Annotated in this window: 11 protein-coding genes and 1 riboswitch; of the genes, 4 read left to right on the forward strand and 7 right to left on the reverse strand. The window is 72.1% G+C overall.

The window, feature by feature from the left end:
* From HNR20_RS10575 to HNR20_RS10585, 3 genes are all read left to right on the forward strand, one after another.
* Nucleotides 1-951: an LLM class F420-dependent oxidoreductase gene (locus HNR20_RS10575; protein ID WP_184188286.1), complete on the forward strand. Its 951-nt coding sequence runs from the start codon at nucleotides 1-3 to the stop codon at nucleotides 949-951.
* Nucleotides 948-1259: a cupin domain-containing protein gene (locus HNR20_RS10580; protein WP_184178667.1), complete on the forward strand. Its 312-nt coding sequence runs from the start codon at nucleotides 948-950 to the stop codon at nucleotides 1257-1259. Before HNR20_RS10575 ends, HNR20_RS10580 begins: the two co-directional genes overlap by 4 nt.
* Before the next feature lie 77 nt (nucleotides 1260-1336).
* A complete protein-coding gene (locus HNR20_RS10585) occupies nucleotides 1337-4396 on the forward strand; it encodes a hypothetical protein (protein ID WP_184178669.1) in 3060 nt (1019 codons plus the stop codon).
* 98 nt (nucleotides 4397-4494) lie between these two features.
* Here the strand turns inward: HNR20_RS10585 and thiC are convergent, their stop codons facing one another.
* The 7 genes from thiC to thiE form a co-directional block, all read right to left on the reverse strand.
* Nucleotides 4495-6087 carry a phosphomethylpyrimidine synthase ThiC gene (gene thiC / locus HNR20_RS10590; RefSeq protein ID WP_184178671.1) on the reverse strand — a complete coding sequence of 531 codons (1593 nt, stop codon included), beginning with the start codon at nucleotides 6085-6087 and terminating at the stop codon, nucleotides 4495-4497.
* Between the two features lie 17 nt (nucleotides 6088-6104).
* Nucleotides 6105-6890, reverse strand: a complete 786-nt coding sequence (thiD, locus tag HNR20_RS10595) for a bifunctional hydroxymethylpyrimidine kinase/phosphomethylpyrimidine kinase (RefSeq protein WP_184178673.1) — start codon at nucleotides 6888-6890, stop codon at nucleotides 6105-6107.
* The gene (locus HNR20_RS10600; RefSeq protein WP_184178675.1) at nucleotides 6887-7627 is read right to left on the reverse strand and encodes a thiamine phosphate synthase; all 741 of its coding nucleotides are present in this window, start codon (nucleotides 7625-7627) and stop codon (nucleotides 6887-6889) included. Before HNR20_RS10600 ends, thiD begins: the two co-directional genes overlap by 4 nt.
* The gene (locus HNR20_RS10605) at nucleotides 7624-8403 is read right to left on the reverse strand and encodes a thiazole synthase (RefSeq protein WP_184178677.1); all 780 of its coding nucleotides are present in this window, start codon (nucleotides 8401-8403) and stop codon (nucleotides 7624-7626) included. Before HNR20_RS10605 ends, HNR20_RS10600 begins: the two co-directional genes overlap by 4 nt.
* Nucleotides 8400-8600 carry a sulfur carrier protein ThiS gene (gene thiS, locus HNR20_RS10610; RefSeq protein WP_184178679.1) on the reverse strand — a complete coding sequence of 67 codons (201 nt, stop codon included), beginning with the start codon at nucleotides 8598-8600 and terminating at the stop codon, nucleotides 8400-8402. Before thiS ends, HNR20_RS10605 begins: the two co-directional genes overlap by 4 nt.
* On the reverse strand, nucleotides 8591-9751 hold the full coding sequence (thiO, locus tag HNR20_RS10615) for a glycine oxidase ThiO (RefSeq protein ID WP_373291005.1): 1161 nt from the start codon (nucleotides 9749-9751) through the stop codon (nucleotides 8591-8593). The genes thiS and thiO overlap by 10 nt, the downstream gene beginning before the upstream one ends.
* Complete coding sequence (gene thiE, locus HNR20_RS10620; RefSeq protein WP_184178680.1) at nucleotides 9745-10371, reverse strand: thiamine phosphate synthase; 627 nt, start codon at nucleotides 10369-10371, stop codon at nucleotides 9745-9747. The genes thiO and thiE overlap by 7 nt, the downstream gene beginning before the upstream one ends.
* Nucleotides 10366-10475, reverse strand: a riboswitch (TPP riboswitch). Its footprint overlaps the gene before it by 6 nt.
* Before the next feature lie 312 nt (nucleotides 10476-10787).
* On the opposite strand from thiE, the gene HNR20_RS10625 reads away from it, so the two are divergent.
* A complete protein-coding gene (locus HNR20_RS10625) occupies nucleotides 10788-16628 on the forward strand; it encodes a ThuA domain-containing protein (protein ID WP_184178682.1) in 5841 nt (1946 codons plus the stop codon).
* Nucleotides 16629-16664 lie beyond the last annotated feature (36 nt).

Consider the following 16664-nt stretch of genomic DNA (forward strand, 5'->3'; position numbering starts at 1 on the left):
ATGCGGGTTTCGGTCTTCACCGAGCCCAACCGGGGCGCCAGCTACGACACCCAGCTCCGCTTCGCGCGGCTGGTCGAGGCCTGCGGCTACGAGGGCTTCCTCCGCGCCGACCACTACCAGTCGATGGGCGCCGACCCGGGCCTACCCGGCCCGACGGATGCCTGGCTGACCCTCGCCGCGCTGGCCCGGGAGACCGAGCGGATCCGGCTCGGCACCCTGGTGACGTCCGCCACCTTCCGCCTGCCCGGCCCTCTCGCGGTGATGGTCGCGCAGGTCGACCAGATGAGCGGCGGCCGGGTCGACCTGGGCATCGGCGCCGGCTGGTACGAGCGCGAGCACATCTCGTACGGCATCCCGTTCCCGCCGGTCGGCGAGCGCTTCGACCGGCTGGCCGAGCAGCTCGAAGTGATCACCGGACTGTGGCGGACCCCGTCCGGCGAGACCTACAGCTTCACCGGCGACCACTACCGCCTGGTCGACGCCCCGGCCCTGCCCAAGCCGGTGCAGGTGCCCGGGCCACCGATCATCGTGGGCGGGCGCGGCCCCAAGCGCACCCCGGAGCTGGCCGCCCGGTACGCCGACGAGTTCAACATGCCGTTCAAGTCCGTGGCGGACACGGCCGAGGCGTTCGACCGGGTGCGTGAGGCGTGCGAGCGCAGCGGTCGGGCGGAGTCCGGGCGCGACCCGTTGGTGCTCTCCGCCGGGATCGTCGTGGCCATCGGTCGGACCGACGCGGAGGCCCAGCGGCGTGCCGCACCCCTGCACGAGAAGAGCGCGCTGCCGCCGGAGGACCCGGTGGTCGGCTCGCCCGCACAGCTCGCGCAGCGGATCGGCGAGTTCGCCGCGATCGGCGCCACCCGGGTCCACCTGCGCCTGATCGACTTCGCTGATCTCGACCACCTTGAGCTGATCGCGGCCGAGGTGCTCCCCCAACTGGACGGAGAACGATGAGCGACGTGATCGTCGACGGGACCGAACTCGGGCCGGTGGGCCAGGAGATCGTGTACGAGAACGACCGGGTCCGGGTCTGGCACATCCGCCTCGAGCCGGGCGAGCGGCAGCCGCTGCATCGGCATGATCACCCCTACCTGGTGGTGGCCATCGAGGGCGCGAAGAACGTCGTACAGACCATCGACGGCACCCGGATCGACGCCGACGAACCCACCGGCGGAGTGGTCTACCGGGACCCGGGGGCAGTGCACATGCTCACCAATGTCGGAGACACGACTTACCTGGCTCGGCTGGTCGAACTCAAGTAGACCCGCCGAGCGTGGGCCGACGCGCCGCGCGGCGCGCCGGTGGCGATCGGGTGTACCGGGTGCGTAACGTGCCGGTCATGGCCTTTCGGACCTGGGGCAGACTGCTGCTCACGGCGCTCGGGGTGAGCGTGCTGGCCGGGGCCGGCCAGCTCGGCGTCGCGTACGGTTTCGGCATCGTCCGGCTGACCGGCGCCTTCACCGGTACGACCGTCAACCAGTGGCCGGCCCAGCTCGTGTGGGTGGGCTGGTTCGCCGCGAACGCCGCCGTCGCCGGCGCCGTCCTGACCGGACGACTCGCTCGCCGCGACGCTCCGGCGGCCAGCACCGGCCGGCAGTTGGCAATCGGTGGCGCGGCGGCGCTCGGTGCCACCGTCATCGCCCCGCTCTGCATGCAGCCCGCCCGCGCCGCAGAGTTGATCTCCGTCGACCCGGTCTGGGCGGTGGGCATCTGCGCCGTACTCGGTGCGGTGATCGGGGCGGGCGCCGCGATCGCCGTCCTGCTCCGACCCGAGCTGGGCTGGAACATGGCGGCTGTTGCCGGCGCGGTCTGGCTGCTGGCGCTGATCTCCGTCCTGCCGTCGCTCGGCACGGTCGGCCCACTGCCCACCGTCCGACTCGGGGTGCTGGAACCGAACTGGCTGAACGACGCCGCCGCACAACAGCTCGCGCTGCTGCTGCTGCCCACCGTGGCACTGTTGGCCGGTGCCGCGACCGCCGGGTTGGCTCGCTGGCGGGGCCAGGCTCCACTGGTCAGCGGTGCTACCGGGGTCGCCGGTCCGGTGCTGGTGGCGTTCGCCTATCTGACCGCCGGCCCGGGCGACGCGGTGGACCGCTACCAGGTCAGCCCCTACTACGGCTCGCTGATCGCGATCCTCGCCGGCGCGCTCGGCGCGGCCGCCGCGGCGCTGCTGCGCTGGCCGACGAGTGCCCGCGCCACGGATCCGCAGGCGATCGAGCCCAGCGACATCCTGCGCCCGCTGCCTTCCAGCCCGGTCCTGCCCGGCACCGCGTCCGCAGGTTCGGCGAACGACCGGGACACCATCGAGCGCACCGACGCGCAGCTCGCCAAGACTGAGCCACCGGTCGGGCAGCCGGCCGGTGCTGAGCTGGCCGGCAGCGCCTCAGGTCCGCGTGCCGCAGGCGGCTCCGATGGCGTACGCACCGTCCCGGCGCACTGGGACTGGCCGGCGACCACCGCGAGCGGCCAGCACGGTCCGACCCCCGCCGCTCCGGCGGCACCCCCGGCCTGGCGGACCGATCCGACCACTGACTTCTCCACCGCAGCGCTGGCAGCGCGCAGGTCGAGCCGGGACGATGTCACCTCCCCGGCCGACACCGCGCCCCCGGCCACCGACGTCAGCAGCTCGACCGAGGCCACCCCGACCGCGGCCACCCCGACCAGCACCACGGCCGGACGCGCCGGCGCCGCCACTCCGGCAGGCGGCCCAGAAGACGAGCCGACGAGCAGCGCGACGACGGTCACGGGCGACCGACCGACCGGCGGCCGCACCACCAGCAAGGACACCCCCACCACCGAGCCGGCCAGTGCGGCCCCGACCAGCTCGGGCCCACCCACCTCCGACACGACCAGCGCAGGCACGACCAGCGCAGGCACGGCCAGCGCAGGCACGACCAGCGCAGGCACGACCAGCGCAGACACGACCAGCGCAGACACGACCAGCGCAGACACGACCAGCGCAGACACGATCAGCGCAGACACGACCAGCACGGGAGCAGACGACGCCGGCACGGCCGACGCTCCGCTGACGCCCAAGCCGCGCCGTACCCGTAAGCCGAAGGCCAGCCCGGCCGCCACCACGTCCAACACGCCGGACGGCACACCGCCATCCGAGTCGGAGACCACCGCCGAGGCAACCACCGGTCGGACCAGGAAGGTCCCCCGGCCCGGAAAGCCGGCCGACCGGACCGCCGCTGGCAAGGCCACCGGCACTCCGGTACGCAGCGCGGAGAGCCAGGACACCGGATCCGGTCTGCCCACCGAGGCCATCCCGGCCGCTGACTCCACCGCGTCAGCGGCAGCAGCCGCGTCGACCACCCCGACCGCCGCGACCGGTTCGACCAGTGCACCCGCCGCCCCGACCGCCGCAGCCGACTCCAAGGCGGAGGCCGGCGACTCACCGCGCACCCCGGCCGCCACTGCCACCGGTCCCGCCGTCTCGCCGGCCGAGCCGGCCAGTGGATCCGCAGCCACCAGGGCCGACGAGACCGACAGCGCGCGGCCCGCCACCGAGGACGGTTCCACCGCCGGGTTGTTCGGGATCACTGCCGGCAGCGACCCGGACACGGATCGGTGGACGCCGACAGCGCCGGCCTGGCCGGTCACCTCGGCGTGGACGGTGCCGCCGCAAGCCTCTGACCCGGGGCCAGCGACATCGGAGACAGCGACCGGGCCGGATGAGACTGAGCCGACCTCGCCGCCGACGCCGAGGCCTCGGCACCGGGCGCCGCTGCCGGACCTGAGCCGGGCCAGCACCTGGGACGCCTTCAGCACCGCCCGCCGGGCCGGGCCGGCGCAGGCGCCGGACACCGCCTGGCCGACGTCGGCCGACCCCACCGCGGCCAGCGAATCGGCCGCCCCCACCGAACCAGCCGCCCCCACCGAACCAGCCGCCCCCACCGATCCTGCGAGCACGACATCGTCTCTGGTCGTCCCCGGCCAGGCCGCCCCCGCCAAACCAGCCGAACCTCCGCACGCGACAGCGTCTCCGGTCGTCCCGGGCCAGGCCGCTTCCGCCGGACCGGTCGCGCCCACGCGGCATCCGAACCCGACAGCGGCACCAGCCGTCCCGGGCCAGGCTGGCGTGCCCTCCGATGCCGCCACCCGCGCCGCCGACCCGGCGACCACCGACGACGCGCCGGCTGCCGCGCCGACCGCCGCGGTGGTGGCCGAGCAGCCCTCCCGGCGAGGACGGCTCGGCGGTCTGTTCCGCCGCAACCGGTCCCGGGCCGAAGAGGAGAGCCAGGAGCCGCCGGCCGCCACGGCGCCACTGCCGAGCCAGGACGAGGAGTTCGTCGACTGGGTCGCCGGTCTGAGCAAGCCGGTGTCGGACAATGAGCCGGAGCAGGAGAGCGGCCGCCGGTCGCTGCGCTCCACCGGTCGGCACCACCGCGACTGACCCGGCAGAAGACCCCTCGGACAACCGATCGGTCGGCCGAGCCGCACGCAGGGCCGGTCGGGTAGTGGACGAGCCGCCGGCCCAGCGTGCGGGATCGGTCAGGCCAGCGGCAGGTAGACCTTTCCACCGCCGGAGACGAACTCCTCCGACTTGTCCTTCATGCCGCGGGCGGCGTACTCCTTGAGCTCCTGGGTGATCTTCATGGAGCAGAACTTCGGGCCGCACATCGAGCAGAAGTGCGCCGTCTTCGCCGGCTCGGCGGGCAGCGTCGCGTCGTGGTACGACCGCGCCGTCTCCGGGTCCAGCGAGAGGTTGAACTGGTCCTCCCACCGGAACTCGAACCGCGCCTTCGACAGCGCGTCGTCCCAGTCCTGCGCGCCGGGGTGCCCCTTGGCCAGGTCCGCCGCGTGTGCCGCGATCTTGTACGCGATCACGCCCGCCTTCACGTCGTCACGGTCGGGCAGGCCGAGGTGCTCCTTGGGCGTGACGTAGCAGAGCATCGCGGTGCCGAACATTCCGATCATCGCGGCGCCGATGGCCGAGGTGATGTGGTCGTACGCCGGAGCGATGTCGGTGGTCAACGGCCCGAGCGTGTAGAAGGGCGCCTCGTGGCACCACTCCTGCTGCAGGTCCACGTTCTCCTTGATCTTGTGCATGGGCACGTGGCCGGGGCCCTCGATCATGACCTGGACGTCGTACGCCCAGGCGACCTTCGTCAGCTCGCCAAGGGTGCGCAGCTCGGCGAACTGCGCCTCGTCGTTGGCGTCGGCGATCGAGCCGGGCCGCAACCCGTCGCCGAGGGAGAACGTCACGTCGTACTTCGCGAGCAGTGAACACAGCTCCTCGAAGTTCGTGTAGAGGAAGTTCTCCTCGTGGTGCGCCAGGCACCACGCCGCCATGATCGAACCGCCTCGGGACACGATGCCGGTCACCCGGTCCACGGCCAGCGGCACGTACGGCAGGAGCACCCCGGCGTGCACCGTCATGTAGTCGACGCCCTGCTCGGCCTGCTCGATCACGGTGTCCCGGAACACCTCCCAGCTCAACTTCACCGGGTCACCGCCGACCTTCTCCAACGCCTGGTAGATCGGCACCGTCCCGATCGGCACCGGCGAGTTCCGCACGATGGCCTCGCGGGTCTCGTGGATCCGCTTGCCGGTGGACAGGTCCATCACGGTGTCCGCACCCCACCGGGTGGCCCAGGTCAGCTTCTCCACCTCCTCGGCGACCGACGAGCTGACCGCCGAGGTGCCGATGTTGGCGTTCACCTTGACCAGGAACGCCTTACCGATGATCGCCGGTTCGCACTCGGGGTGGTTCACGTTGAGCGGCAGCACCGCCCGGCCGGCGGCGATCTCGGCCCGCACCAACTCCGGGTCGACGTTCTCCCGGATCGCCACGAACTCCATCTCCGGCGTCACCACGCCAGCCCGCGCGTACGCCAGCTGCGTGGGCCGGCGACCGTCCACCCCGGCGAGCGGCGTACCCGCACCCCGCACCGGCGCCACGTCACCCCGCTCGGCGATCCACGGCCCGCGCAGCGGCGGCAGCCCCACCTCAGGGTCGGATCCGGGACCCGACGTGTCGTAGAGCCGCACCGGCGGATGGTCCCCGGTCAGCTCCACCTCCGCGAACGGCACCCGGACGTCCGGCCGTGAACCCTCGACGTACACCTTGCCTCGTGCCTGCATGACAGCCTCCCTGGTGATCAAGCGGACCAGCCGAAGTGGTCCAGCGGCCCACGTCCCGCGCCCAGCTCCCAACTCCGCGCGCCGGTCAGCGCACGGAGCACGTACTCCTTGGCGGCTTCCACCGCCGCCGGCACCGGATCGCCGAACGCGAGCCGCACGGCGATCGCCGCCGAGAACGAACAACCGGTGCCGTGTGTGTGCCGGGTGGTCACCCGGGGCGCGCGCAGCAGGGTGGTGACGCCGCCGCCGTGCAGCACGTCGACCGCCTCGCTCCCGTCCAGGTCGCCGCCCGTGACCACCACGTATTCCGAGCCGCCGGCCGCGAGGGCCTCGGCGGCCGCGACCATCCCGGCCACGTCGTCCACCGGGCGCCCGGTGATGGCTGCGGCCTCCGCGCAGTTCGGTGTCGCCACCCTGGCGTACGGGAGCAGCCTCTCCACCGCGCCCACCACGCCGAGCCGGTGACCACTCGTGGCGACCAGCACCGGGTCGACGACGAGCTGGGGCAGCCGGCCGTCCCGTGCGGCCTCGGCCACCACGTCGGCGACCGCCGGGGTGCCGAGCATCCCCGTCTTGACCGCGCCGATGGTGAAGTCGTCGAGGACGCTCTCGAGTTGCTCGGTGACGGTGCGCGGCGGCAGAGGCAGAACGGCGTCGACACCCCGGGTGTTCTGGGCGGTGACCGCCGTGAGGACGCTGGTGCCGTACGCGCCCAGCGCGGCGAAGACCTTGAGATCCGCCTGGATGCCGGCGCCGCCGCCGGAGTCTGAGCCGGCGATGGTCAGCAGTGTGCTCGGGGTCATGTTGCCTCTTTGGTTGCGGTTTGGGGCTGCGGCCGACCGTGCCCACTCCGGGCGGTCAGGCTTGATCCCTGCGTGGGCACGGTCGGCCGCAGCCCCCGTCGTGGAGACCTGGGTGCCTTCGCGCCGGCTTTGAGAAGCTCAGGGGTGACCGCCTCGACATAGGCGCTGGTGAGGCTGGCCGCTGCCGCACAGGGGTCTTCGGCTCGCATTAGTGCGCCCAGGACGGCTACTCCTACGGCTCCTGCTTGGACGCAGGCGGTTACCTGTTGTGGGGTTTCCACTCCGCCCAGGGCCAGCAGTGGCACGGGACTGGCGTCGACCAGCTTTCGCAGACCGTTCGGTCCTAGGGGTGGGCCGTAGCCGGGTTTTGTCTGGGTGGGGTGGACCGGGGAGACGATGGCGTAGTGCTCGGTGGTCAGTCGGTCCAGTTCGGCGTGGTTGTGGCAGGAGCGGCCGACGAGCCGGTGGGTCGGTGGCGGGTACGGGCCGGCGGCCGGCAGGTGGACGGCCTCGCCGTCGAGCGGGTCGGGGCCGGCCACGATGAGGGTGCCGTCGACCTCGGCGAGGATCGCGCGCAGGTCGGCGGCGATGGCGGCGCGCTCGGCACGGGGCAGGTCCTTCTCCCGCAGCACCACCCAGCGCACTCTCCCGGCCACCGCCCCCGCCACGACCCGGTCGAGCGCTTTCCGCGCGACGAGCCGATCGGTCAACACGACAACACCGGACGGCGGGGTCACAGGTCGGGTCTTCCCTCGTCTGAGGTGGAGGGGAGAGCATGGAAACGGCGGGCGATCCGGCCGGCGCCGGCCGCCAGGCGGCCGGCCTCCACCGCGTACCGCATCGCGGTGGCCATCGCCACCGGCTCGGCGGCCCGGGTGACCGCGCTGGCCAGCAGCACCGCGTCGCAGCCCAACTCCATGGCCAGGGCTGCGTCGGACGCGGTACCGATGCCGGCGTCGAGGATCACCGGCACGTCGACGCCCTGACGGATGAGCCGGATGTGGTGCGGGTTGCCGATGCCGAGCCCCGACCCGATCGGCGAGCCGGCCGGCATCACCGCGGCACAGCCCACGTCGGCGAGCCGGCGGGCGAGCACCGGGTCGTCGCTGGTGTACGGCAGCACGGTGAAACCATCGGCGACCAACTCCTCGGCGGCGCGGAGCAGCTCCACCCCGTCGGGCAGCAGCGTCCGCTCGTCGCCGATCACCTCCAGCTTGACCCAGTCGGTGTCGAACGCGTCCCGGGCCAGTCGGGCCACCTTCACCGCCTCGGTCGCGGTGTGGCAGCCGGCCGTGTTCGGCAGGAGCCGTACCCCGCAGCGGTCCAGCAGGTCCAGCAGCCCGCCGGAGGAGCCCGGCGCTGTGCCCACCCGGCGCAGCGCCAGGGTGACCAGCTCGGTGCCGGACGCCCGGATCGCCTGCTCCAGCACGTGCAGGTTCGCGGCGCCACCAGTGCCGAGGATCAGCCGCGAGGTGAACGTCTCCCCACCCAGCTCGAATGGCACGCCGCTCACCCGCCCTGCGCCGCGGTGAGCACCTCGACCCGGTCACCGTCGCGCAGCGCGGTGGTCGCCCAGCCGGTCCGGGGCACCACCTCGCCGTTGACCGCGACCGCCACCCCACGCTGCTGAGGCACGACGTCGCGGACCAGGTCCGCCACCGACGCGCCGCCGGGCACGCTGCGCCCGGCCCCGTTCACCGTCAACTCCACCGGTCCCCCTCCATCGTCGGTTCAGGTCCGCCGCCGTCCGCCGCGCCGACGAACCGGTCCGGCGGGAAGGACGCGAGCAGCGGGTCGGGTACGCCGGTGAGCACCAGGTCGGCGATCAGGTCGGCGGTGATCGGGGTGAGCACGATGCCGTGTCGGTGGTGCCCGGTAGCGGCCAGCACGTCCGGCCGGCCGGGCAGCGGTCCGAGGATCGGTGCGTTGTCCGGGGTGCCGGGGCGTAGCCCGGCGGTCGCCTCGACCAGGTCGTACTCGGCCAGCTCGGGCAGCAGGTCGACGCCGGCGCGGAGCAGGCGTTGCACGGCTCCGACGGTGACCGTGGTGTCCGACCGTTCCTCGACCGTCGCGCCGAGCACGACCTCGCCGTCGGCTCGGGGCACCAGGTAGACGGGCTCGCCGTCGGCGTACCCCCGGATCACGTGCCGGAAGCCCGGCGCGACGCCATCGGGCGCGCGGAGCCGGAGGACCTGGCCTTTCACCGGCCGCACGGGCAGGCCGGTGAGTGCGGCGGCCCCGCAGCCGGCGGCGACCACGGTGACCCGGGCGTGCACGTCGGACAAGTGCCGGACCGCGTGCGGCACGAGCACCGCGCCGGCTCGCTGCGCGGCCGTGCGCAGCGCCGGCAGCAGCAGTCGGGGGTCGACCTGGTGGTCGGTGGGCGCGAGCGCGCCGCCGCGCACCCGCGGGGCGAGCGCCGGCTCGCGGTCGCGCAGCTCGGTGGGGCGCAGCCGGGTCACCGGCAGGCCCAACCCCTGCTGGTACGCCCAGAGCCGGCCCGCCTCGGCCAGGTCGTCACCGGTCAGCCCGACCATCAGGGTGCCCTCGGTCCGGTAGCCGATGTCGGCGCCGGTCGCTTCGGTCAGCTCGGCGGCGAACGTCGGCCAGCGGGCGGCGGACGCCAGCAGCAGCTCGGTGAGCTGCCGCTCACCGAAGTACGCCTCGGCGACCGGGGCGAGCATGCCGGCGGCCACCGCCGAGGCCCCCGAGCCGGGTGCCGGATCGTGCACCACCACTCGCAGCCCTCGGGCGGCGCAGCGCCAGGCGATCGCCAGCCCGATCGGCCCCGCCCCCACCACTGCCACGTCCGGCCGGACCCGATCGCTCGATGGCGCTGACGGGGACCGGCCGGTCAGCACGTCAGTGCCTCGATCAGCTCGGCGGTCGCCCGAGCCGGGTCGGCGGCACCGGACACCGCACCGACCACGGCCACCCCGTACGCCCCGGCGGCCCGCAGCACCGGCACCCGGGCGGCGGTCACTCCCCCGATCGCGATGACCGGCACGTCGACGGCGTCGACGACAGCGCGTACCCCGGCGGGCCCGATGGGATCCGGCAGGCCGGACTTCGTGCTGGTGGGGTGGCACGGCCCGACGCCCAGGTAGCTGGCTCCCGCCGCGACGGCCTCGGCCGCTGTTCCCGGCGCGCGGGCGGTGGCTCCCAGCACCCCGGTCGGGCCGAGCACCCGGCGGGCTGCGGCGACCGGCAGGTCGTCGGCTCCGACGTGCCCGCCGGCTGCGCCCACCGCGAGCGCCACGTGCAACCTGTCGTTGACCAGGCAGGTCGCCTCGTACGACGCGCAGAGCGCCAGCACCCGTCGGGCCAGGTCGTACGCCTCGCGGTCGGTGGCGGAATCCTCGACCCGGACCTGCACCACCAGGTCGGCGCGGGCCGCCGTGAGGGCGGCCCGGACCACGGTGAGTGGGTCCCGCCCGGGTCGGGTGTCGGTGATCAGATGCAGTCGCCCTAGGGACGGCACGGCAACGCTCCTCCCTGCGCCGGCATTACCCGGATCAGGTTCAACGGTCGGGGGCTGTCAGCCCCCCTCTCAGCCCGGTACACCGGGCTCCCGTGGGTTACTTGCGTGTCACCGTACGACAGATCCGCCGGCCTGCCAAGGCGGGGTCTCGGCGGCGACCGGCCAGCCGGACCGCGCGGCGACGAGCGAAATCGATGGGCCGATTCATGCGGTCCTGTTCGGAATGTCGCCCGCCGTTGCAGAACCGTTACCCGCCGGCATCTTGCCGGACATTGAGCCAGCCGAATTAATTTGTTCAGCGATTCGACAAAAATGTCGGCGGGGCACCCTGGCACGGTGTAACCGCCGACTCCATCTGGGACGGTCTTCGGCGAGCCGGCTCCCGCGAGCCCTGTCACTACGACACAGGAGGCGGCGTGTCCCGTTCTCGTCGTGCCCGCGTACCCATCACCGCGACCTTCATCTCCCTAGCTCTCGCCTCGACGACACTGTTCGGTACGCCCGCTCAGGCGGCACCGACGGCCACGCAGGTTCCCCCGCGAGAGGCACCAGCCGCCGCCCCGGTCACCCAGGTGGCGCCGAAGGTAGCGAAGGCAGCCGTCGATCCCTACTCCGTCCTGGTCTTCTCCAAGACCGCCGGCTTCCGGCACGACTCCATCCCCACCGGCATCGCCGCCATCCAACAGCTCGGCACCGCCAACGGATTCACCGTGGACAGTTCCGAGGACGGCGCCGTATTCAGCGACGCCAACCTGGCGAAGTACAAGGCCGTGATCTGGCTTTCCACCACCGGCGACGTCCTCAATGCCGAGCAGCAGGCGGCATTCGAGCGCTACGTACGCGCCGGCGGCGGTTACGTCGGCATCCACGCCGCCTCGGACACCGAGTACAGCTGGGCCTGGTACGGCGATCTGGTCGGCGCGTACTTCGCCAACCACCCGGCCAACCAGCAGGCCACGGTCAAGGTGGAGGAACACGCCCACCCGTCCACGGTCGGGCTGCCGGACCGCTGGTCCCGGTTCGACGAGTGGTACAACTTCCAGACCAACCCGCGGCCCGACGTGCACGTGCTGGCGAGCCTGGACGAGAAGAGCTACACCCCGGGCGCAGGGGCGATGGGTGCCGACCACCCGACCGCCTGGTGCCAGGACTTCGACGGCGGCCGCTCCTGGTACACGGGAGGCGGACACACCCGGGAGTCGTACGCGGAGCCCGAGTTCCTGTCCCACCTGCTCGGCGGCATCCAGACCGCGGCCGGTGCGGTGGAGGCGGACTGCGGGGCCACGAAGACCTCGAACTTTGAGAAGGTCTCGCTGGACAGCAACACCAGCAACCCGATGGAGCTGGACATCGCGCCCGACGGGCGGGTCTTCTACATCGAGCGCGACGGTCGCGTGCAGATCGTGAAGCCGGACACCGGCAGCACCGTCACCGCCGTCGACCTGGACGTCTTCACCGGCAACGAGGACGGTCTGATCGGCATCCGGCTCGACCCGGACTTCGCCACCAACAAGTGGGTGTACCTGTACTACGCGCCGAACGACGGCGTCACCCGCAACCTGCTGTCCCGGTTCACCGTGACCGGCGACACCATCGACCTGGCCAGCGAGAAGCAGGTGCTGCGGGTCGACACCCAGCGCAACACCTGCTGCCACGCGGGCGGCAGCATGGCCTTCGACAGCGCCGGCAACCTCTACCTGGCCACCGGTGACAACACCAACCCGTTCGAGTCGAACTCGTACTCGCCGCTCGACGAGCGGCCGGGCCGCCAGGACTACGACGCGCAGCGCACCTCGGGCAACTCCAACGACCTGCGCGGCAAGGTGATCCGGATCCACCCGGAGGACGACGGGACGTACACCGTCCCGACGGGCAACCTCTTCGCGCCGGGCACCGAGAAGACCCGTCCCGAGATCTACGCGATGGGCTTCCGCAACCCGTTCCGGATCGGCACCGACCCGAAGACCGACACGTTGTACGTCGCGGACTACGGGCCGGACGCCAACGCGGACAACCCGACCCGGGGCCCTCGGGGCCTGGTCGAGTGGAACATCGTGACCCCCGGCAACTACGGCTGGCCGTACTGCACCGGGACGAACGAGGCGTACAACGACTACACGTTCCCGTCCGGTCCGAGCGGGGCGAAGTTCGACTGTGCCGCACCGGTGAACAACTCACCCAACAACACCGGTCTGACCAACCTTCCGCCGGTCGTCCCGGCGACCGTCGACTACGGGTACGCCGGTGACGCGCGTTACCCGGAGATCGGCGGCGGTGGCGCACCGATGGGCGGCCCGGTCTACCGGTACGACGCCGACCTCAACTCCACCCGGAAGTGGCCGGCGTACTACGACGGCAAGGCGCTGCTCGGTGAGTGGAACCAGAACAAGATGTACACGATGCAGGTGACCGCCGACGGCAAGTCGTTGGTGGACATCAACCAGTTGCTCACCGGCATGAGCATGGTCCGGCCGATGGACTTCGAGTTCGGCCCGGACGGCGCGCTGTACCTGATCGAGTGGGGCAGCGGCTTCGGCGGCAACAACGACAACTCGGGCGTCTACCGGATCGACTACATCGCCGGTGACCGCGCGCCGATCGCGGCGGCGTCCGCCACCCCGACCTCGGGTGCGGCGCCGCTGACTGTCACCTTCTCCAGCGCCGGCTCCCGGGATCCGGACGGTGGCACGCTCACCTACGCCTGGACGTTCGGCGACGGGCAGACCTCGACCGAGGCGAACCCGACGCACACCTACGCCACGGCGGGCAACTACACCGCCCAGCTCACGGTCACCAACCCGAAGGGCCGTACCGCGGTGGCCAACGTGCCGATCACCGTGGGCAACACCGCACCGACGGTGACCATCGAGTACCCGCCGGACGGTGGCTTCTTCAACTGGGGTGACCAGGTCCGCTACACCATCAAGGTGACCGACCCGGAGGACGGGCAGGTCGACTGCGACAAGGTGCAGCTGCAGGTGCTGCTCGGTCACGACGAGCACGCCCACCCGTTGGAGCAGCACACCGGCTGCACCGGCACCGTCCAGACGTCGCTCGCCTCCGGGCACGGCGCCGAGGCGAACGTCTTCGCGGTCTTCGAGGCCACCTACACCGACGAGGGCGGTGCCGGTGGTGCCAGCCCGCTCACCGGCCGGGCGATCGAGGTCCTGCAGCCGAAGCAGAAGCAGGCCGAGTACTTCACCGCCACCGGGCGCGCTCCGGTGAGCACCGGCGGCGGAGACGCCGGCGTGCAGCGGGAGACCAGCGCCGACACCGCCGGCGGTGGTCAGAACATCGGGTTCATCGAGGACGGCGACTGGTGGTCGGTGGCCCCTGCGGACCTGACCAACATCACCGAGATCCGGTTCCGGGCCGCCTCGGCCGCCGCTGGCGGTCGGATCGAGGTCCGCGCGGGTGCGGTCGACGGACCGGTGGTCGCCACGGCCACCGTGCCGGCGACCGGCGCGTGGCAGACGTACACGGACGTGAGCGCGCCGGTCACCGGTGCCGCGAGCGGTTCGCTGTACTTCCTGGCCCGTGACCCGAACGGCGGGACGGGCTCGCTGTTCAACGTCAACTGGATGGACTTCGTCGGCCGCGGTGTCACCGAGAACGCGCCACCGGTGGTCAGCGCCACGGCCACCCCGGCCACCGGCACCGCGCCGGTCACCGTCGCCTTCGACGGCACGGCCACCGACGCCGAGGGCGACACCCCGCTGACGTACGCCTGGGACTTCGGTGACGGAGGCACGGCGACCACCCTGGACGCCAGCCACACCTACGCCAACCCGGGCACCTTCACGGCCACCCTCACGGTGACCGACAGCAAGGGTGCCAAGTCCTACGCCGCGGTGCCGGTGCGGGTGGACGCGCCGGACACGTCCTGCTTCGGGGCGCGTTCGGACGACTTCAACGGCACCAGCCTCGACAAGGGCCGGTGGACCAGTGTGGTCCGGGAGAACCAGCTCTACTCGGTCAGCGGCGGCGCGCTGCGGCTGCCCACCTCGGTGGGTGACCTCTACGGCGCTCGCAACGACGCCACCAACCTGGTGCTGCAGGCGGCTCCGACCGGCGCGTGGGAGATGACCACCAAGGTCACCCTGCCGGTGACGGCCAACTACCAGCAGGCCGGCGTCCTGGTGTACGGCGACGACGACAACTACGCCAAGCTGGACCTGCTGTACAACGGCAGCCGGCGGGTGGAGTTCATCCGGGAGACGGCCGGCACGCCGCGCAACGAGGCTGCCGACAGTGTCGCCGCACCGACGGGTGACACCGTGTACCTGCGGATCACCAGCGACGGGACGAACCTGACCGCGGCCGTCTCGGCCGACGGGCAGACCTTCACCCCGGCCGGCCGCTCGGCCGCGCTCGCCGGCATCACCAACCCGCGGATCGGGGTCTTCGCGCTCAACGGTGGCACCGAGGCACCGGTGGTCGACGCGGCCTTCGACTCGTTCCAGGTCACGCCGGACGCCCCGGCCGGGCCGGTCGATCCGTCGGACGAGTTCACCGGCACGACGTTGGACAAGTGCCGGTGGGACGCGATCCTGCGGGAGGACCCGACCGGTTACCGGGTCACCGGCGGCGCGCTGCGCATCGACGTGCCCAACGGTGACATCTACGGCACCGACAACACCGGGCCGAAGAACTTCATCCTCCAGACCGCGCCGTCCGGCGACTGGACCCTGGAGACGAAGGTCGACGGCAGCCTGCTGAACGAGCAGTACCAGCAGGCCGGTCTGCTCGTGCAGGCGGACGACGACAACTACCTGAAGTTCGACTTCATCGCGGACAACCAGGCCGGCCAGGCGGTGACGCGGCGGATCGAGTTCCGCAGCGAGATCGCCGGGGTGGTGCAGAACCCGCAGCCGGAGGCGGCCAACCTGACCGGTGCCGTGTGGCACCTGCGGCTGGCCCGTACCGGCGACACGTTCACCGCGTCGTACTCGGCCGACGGGACGACCTGGACCGCGTTGACGGCGTTGACCAACAGCACGGTCGGGGCCACCCCGAAGGTCGGGTTGTTCACCCTCGGCGCCAACCAGACGGCGTCGAAGACCGCCGCGTTCGACTACTTCCGGCTCAGCACGGAGGTGGCCGACGAGACCGCGCCGGTTACCACGGCGGCGGTTTCCGGCACCCCGACCGACGGGTGGCACACCGGGCCGGTGACGATCACGCTCACCGGTGCCGACGAGGCTGGCGGTAGCGGGCTCGCCGGTACGGCGTACCAGCTAGACGGGTCCACCACCTGGACGGATTACACCGCGCCGGTGGAGGTCACCGGGGACGGCGAGCACGAGCTGCGGTTCCGCTCGACCGACGAGGCGGGCAACGTGGAGTCGACGAAGACCGTCTCGGTCAAGATCGACGCCACGGCGCCGGTGACCTCGGCGACGTTCGCTCCGGCGAACGACGCCGGCTGGCACGACGGGACGATCCCGGTCGTGTTGACCTCGACCGACGCCGGTTCCGGCGTCAACACGGTGGAGTGGTCGCTGGACGGTGGCGCGTGGACGCCGTACTCGACGCCGGTCGAGGTGACCGGTGACGGGCAGCACGAGCTGCTGTTCCGCTCGACCGACAAGGCGGGCAACGCCGAGACGCTCAAGTCGGCGGTGCTGCGCATCGACGGCACCAAGCCGACGCTGCTGGTGTCCGGGATCGCCGACGGCCAGCTCTACGGAGACAGCCAGGACGTCCGGGTGTCCTGGCAGGCTGTCGACCCGACCTCGGGCATCGCGACCGTGGTCGGCAGGTTGAACGGCCAGGCGTACGCCAGCGGCACTCTGCAGGCCATGTACGAGCTGCCGCTCGGCCTGCACGAGTTGACCGTGACCGCGACCGACAAGGCGGGCAACGAGACCACCTCGACGGTCCGGTTCTTCGTCACCACCTCGTTCCGGGACATGCAGAACCTGCTGGACCGGTTCAAGGCGACGAGTCGACTCTCGGCCAAGGCGCACAAGCAGTTGACCGCGAAGCTGGACGCGGCCCGTCAGGCCGAGGCGGCCGGCAACGACAACAAGGCGATCAAGCAGTTGACCCAGTTCCGGAACCTCGCCGCCGACGCCACCCTGGTGGCCGAGGCGGAGATCCGGGACGTCCTGATCCGGGACGCTGACGCCATGATCGTCCGGCTCGGCGGCACGGCCAGCAAGGCCGGGGTCAAGGCGAACGACGGCGAATCGGTCAAGGGCACCGGGCGCCTCGGTGAGGATGCCACCCGGCTCGCACCCGGTCGCCAGCTCTGATCCGACGAGGCCCCTCCCCGACGCCACGGCGTCGGG

Source organism: Micromonospora parathelypteridis, from assembly GCF_014201145.1.
Lineage (GTDB): Bacteria > Actinomycetota > Actinomycetes > Mycobacteriales > Micromonosporaceae > Micromonospora > Micromonospora parathelypteridis.

Coding starts and splice junctions, on each gene's coding strand:
- thiC (WP_184178671.1), bottom strand. CDS start 6,087: ATGCAGGCACGAGGCAAGGTGTACGTCGAGGGTTCACGGCCGGACGTC.
- HNR20_RS10575 (WP_184188286.1), top strand. CDS start 1: ATGCGGGTTTCGGTCTTCACCGAGCCCAACCGGGGCGCCAGCTACGAC.
- thiD (WP_184178673.1), bottom strand. CDS start 6,890: ATGACCCCGAGCACACTGCTGACCATCGCCGGCTCAGACTCCGGCGGC.
- HNR20_RS10580 (WP_184178667.1), top strand. CDS start 948: ATGAGCGACGTGATCGTCGACGGGACCGAACTCGGGCCGGTGGGCCAG.
- HNR20_RS10585 (WP_184178669.1), top strand. CDS start 1,337: ATGGCCTTTCGGACCTGGGGCAGACTGCTGCTCACGGCGCTCGGGGTG.